The sequence below is a fragment of the Methanobrevibacter sp. genome, assembly GCF_045126245.1.
Taxonomy (GTDB): Archaea; Methanobacteriota; Methanobacteria; order Methanobacteriales; family Methanobacteriaceae; genus Methanocatella.
The window spans coordinates 1-3806 of record NZ_JBGVOG010000021.1; the positions used below are offsets into that span (position 1 = coordinate 1).

A 3806-nucleotide genomic window follows, 5' to 3' on the forward strand; every position below is an offset into this window, starting at 1 on the left:
TACTCCATTACTGGTGTAGGAACCGTACCTGTAGGAAGAGTTGAAACTGGTGTAATGAAAAAAGGTGAAAACGTTATCTTCGAACCTGCTGGAGCTTCCGGTGAAGTAAAATCCATCGAAATGCACCACGAAGTATTCGAAATGGCTGAACCTGGTGACAACATCGGATTCAACGTAAGAGGTGTAGGTAAAAACGATATCAGAAGAGGAGACGTAGCTGGACACACTTCCGATGCTCCTACTGTTGCTAAAGAATTTACTGCACAAGTTGTTGTATTACAACACCCTGGTGTAATCACCGTTGGATACACTCCTGTATTCCACTGTCACACTTCCCAAACTGCATGTACTTTCTTAGACTTAACTTCCAAAATTGACCCTGCTACCGGTCAACCTTTACCAGATAAACCAGATTTCATCAAAACTGGTGACGCTGCTATTGTACAAATCAAACCTACCAAACCTATGGTTATGGAAGAAGCTAAAAACATTCCTCCTATGGGAAGATTCGCTATCAGAGATATGGGTCAAACTGTTGCTGCAGGTTTATGTCTTAAAGTTACCCCAGCAAAATAAGTTTGTAAACAATAACTAGAAAGTATTATTATACTTTCTTTTCTTTTTGTTTTTTGGAGGAAAATAAATGAATCAAGCAAGAATTAAGCTTACTGGAACAGACCCAGAAAAATTAGCATACGTATGTGATCAACTCAAAAAAATTGCTGAAAGAACTGGTGTTGACTTATCTGGTCCTATTCCATTACCAACTAAAAAATTAGTTGTACCTACAAGAAAATCTCCAGATGGAGAAGGTAAAGCTTCTTGGGAAAAATGGGAACTCAGGATTCACAAACGTTTAATCGGTATTGGAGCTGATGAACGTGCTATGAGACAAGTTATGAAAGTCAACGTTCCGGATAATGTAAGTATTGAAATTGAACTTAAAGGATAAATATTTAGAATCCTTCTAAATATTCCTTTCATATGCCGAGATAGTCTAGTCTGGTAAGGCGCAGGACTTGAAATCCTGTGAGGTAACCCTCGCCTGGGTTCAAATCCCAGTCTCGGCGTTATTTAATCTATTTCTTAAAAAAAGTATTTAGTTTTATATCTAATTCATCCAAATTAGATACAATATCATTTTTATTCAAATTATCTATTTTTGGTCTTTGAATCATGATCACTGCAATGTCTTTTTCATTGGCGGCTTCTATTTTTTCAATAACTCCACCGATTTCGCCGCTTTCCTTGGTAATCATTACACAGGCACCATATTTTTCAATCAATTCAAGGTTTTCCTCTTTTGTGGCGGCACCGGTCATTGGAATTATGTGATTCGGATCCACATTTAGTTTTTCACATTTTTCAAGAGAGCTTTCCACCTTTAAAATCCTTGGATAGAATCTTTCTGAAGGCACATATTTCAGAACGTCCTCCATTGTGTTGGCTCCTGCAAAATGCAGGACATTACCTTCATGGAATTCGTCTTTGATTAATTTTCCCGCTTCGTCAAATGAATTTACATAGCGTATATGTGATGTATCCATATTTTCAAAGTTGGTGGTAGGTCTTTCAAAGCGAATGTATGGCATTTCCAATTCATTTTTAATGCTAACGCTGGTTTGTGTGATGTGTGATGCGAAAGGGTGCGTTGCATCAATCAGCAAATCAAAATGACCCTTGGTTAATATTTCCATTATTTCATTTTTGAGAAGTGGCTTTGCAATTGTTTCATCGCTTCCGCCTTCACGGGCGAGCTTTGCACCATATTCGGTAGTTGTGGTTGTAAGGATATGTGCATTGTAATTTTCTTTGATATGTTTTATGATGTTGATTGAGTCTTTTGTACCGCCTAATAAAAATATCTTCATTTTATCACTTTGTTCATTATTTTATCGGAAGCTATGATTGTAACTGCTACAATAATGATTACTATCCAGTCCATCAAGCCAATTGATGTTGTTCTAAATACAATCTGCAGTTGCGGAAGGTATATGATCAATATCTGAAGTATGAATGACAATAAAATTCCCATATACAGATATTTGCTTGATTTGTCTGAGTCGGCCTTTCCGTTATATGCATTGAATAGCTGGTACATTACAAACAATGTGAATGCTATTGTCATTGCTTTTCTTGTTGGAATCTCTGTACTTAATGCATAGGCATATACGCAAATTGTTCCAATGGCCATTACAAGGCCTGTTATGAATATTTGAAGCAGGGTATTTTTTGTCAGAATGTCTCCGGTTTCTGGAGGGCGCTGCATGATGTCCCTTTCGCTGCCTTCCATTCCTAATGTTTGGGCGGGGGGTCCGTCCATCACAATATTCAGCCAAAGCAATTGGACAGGGTTGAACGGGATTGGAAGGGACAACAGTGATGTTCCGACTATTGTTAGAATGGCTCCAACATTTGTGGAAACTTGGAACTTTACAAATCTTTTGATGTTGTCAAATATTTTTCTTCCTTCCTTGACCGCCTTGACGATTGTCGTAAAGTCATTGTCCTGCAAAATCATGTCGGCAGATTCCTTTGCTACGTCAGTGCCGTTTCCCATTGCAACTCCGATTGATGCCTTTTTAAGTGCTGGAGCATCATTTACTCCGTCACCTGTCATTGCAACAATGTTGTCCAATTTTTTAAGGGTTTCCACAATTCTCATTTTTTGTGAAGGTTTAACCCTTGCATAAACTTTAATGTCCTTTACAATTTCCAGATATTCCTCATCGCTTAGCTTTGAGAGTTCATTGCCTGTAATTACTCTTCCTGTTGTTAAGATACCTAAATACTTTGCAATGGAGCATGCGGTCTTTTCGTGGTCTCCTGTAATCATGATTACGTCTATTCCTGCATTGATACAGTCCTGGACTGCCTTTTTGGCGGTTGGTCTTGGTGGATCAATTAACCCAAGCAATCCTGTAAATATCAGATTGTCTTCCCTTTCTTTGCCATCATCGTTTTTGTATGCAAACCCGATTACCCTTAATGCATTGCTGCTCATGTCACTAATTTTTTTAGATAGCGTTTCCTTAATTTCATCGTTAATTATTTCAATACTTCCATCGTAATCTATGTATTTGCATTTATCTATAACTATTTCTGGAGCACCTTTTGTCAAAACAATATTTTTTCCATCATCTAGTCTATGTATAGTAGTCATCATTTTACGATTGCTGTCAAATGGAATTTCATCAACCCTCTCAAGTTGGATTTTGGTGCTGTTTGTGTGTCTTAATATGGCTCTGTCGGTTTGGTCACCTATGATTTCTCCTTCGCTGATGAGGGCATTATTGCATAGCTTACCAATAATCATCGTTTTTTCCCTGTTTGTATAGAAGCTTTCAACAACACTCATCTTGTTTTCGGTTAATGTTCCTGTCTTGTCACTGCAGATGATTGTACATGATCCGAGGGTTTCGACTGACAGGAGTCTTTTTACAATTGCATTGGATTTTGCCATTTCCTGCATGCCTAAAGCCAGAGTCAATGTTAAAACTGCAGGCAAACCTTCAGGAATTGCCGCAACTGCAAGTGAAACTGCGGTCATAAATGTTTCAACAAGTTCTGTTCCCTGCAGGAGTTCCAAAATAAAAATGCCGATACACACAACAATGGCTATTGCAGACAATATTTTTCCAAGTTTTCCAACCCTTTGCTTTAGGGGGGTTTCATCGCTTTCTTCCTGTATTATATCTGCAATTTTGCCGATTTCGGTTTCCATTCCGATTTTCTCGACTATTCCCATACCATGGCCTGAAAGTATGTTGGAGTCCATAAATACTTTGTCATTCACTTCTTTTTTA

Annotated in this window: 4 protein-coding genes and 1 tRNA gene; 3 read left to right on the plus strand and 2 right to left on the minus strand. The window is 38.1% G+C overall.

Going from position 1 to position 3806, the window contains the following annotated elements:
* From ACJMLZ_RS01690 to ACJMLZ_RS01700, 3 genes are all read left to right on the plus strand, one after another.
* A partial coding sequence (locus ACJMLZ_RS01690; protein WP_405303657.1) for an elongation factor 1-alpha C-terminal domain-related protein occupies window positions 1-576 on the plus strand: 576 nt, incomplete at its 5' end.
* A 67-nt stretch (window positions 577-643) separates the two neighbouring features.
* Window positions 644-952: a 30S ribosomal protein S10 gene (rpsJ, locus tag ACJMLZ_RS01695; protein WP_042691424.1), complete on the plus strand. Its 309-nt coding sequence runs from the start codon at window positions 644-646 to the stop codon at window positions 950-952.
* 34 nt (window positions 953-986) lie between these two features.
* A tRNA-Ser gene (locus ACJMLZ_RS01700) sits at window positions 987-1070 on the plus strand.
* A 9-nt stretch (window positions 1071-1079) separates the two neighbouring features.
* On the opposite strand, the gene cobK is transcribed toward ACJMLZ_RS01700, so the two are convergent.
* Together cobK and ACJMLZ_RS01710 are read right to left on the minus strand one after the other, a co-directional pair.
* The gene (cobK, locus tag ACJMLZ_RS01705) at window positions 1080-1871 is read right to left on the minus strand and encodes a precorrin-6A reductase (protein WP_405303658.1); all 792 of its coding nucleotides are present in this window, start codon (window positions 1869-1871) and stop codon (window positions 1080-1082) included.
* Window positions 1868-3806, minus strand: a 1939-nt coding sequence (locus tag ACJMLZ_RS01710) for a cation-translocating P-type ATPase (RefSeq protein WP_405303659.1), incomplete at its 5' end; no start/stop codon positions are given. The genes cobK and ACJMLZ_RS01710, both read right to left, overlap by 4 nt.

Excerpts from the sequence above, each read along its gene's own strand:
- cobK (WP_405303658.1), bottom strand. The coding sequence starts at position 1,871 with ATGAAGATATTTTTATTAGGCGGTACAAAAGACTCAATCAACATCATA.
- rpsJ (WP_042691424.1), top strand. The coding sequence starts at position 644 with ATGAATCAAGCAAGAATTAAGCTTACTGGAACAGACCCAGAAAAATTA.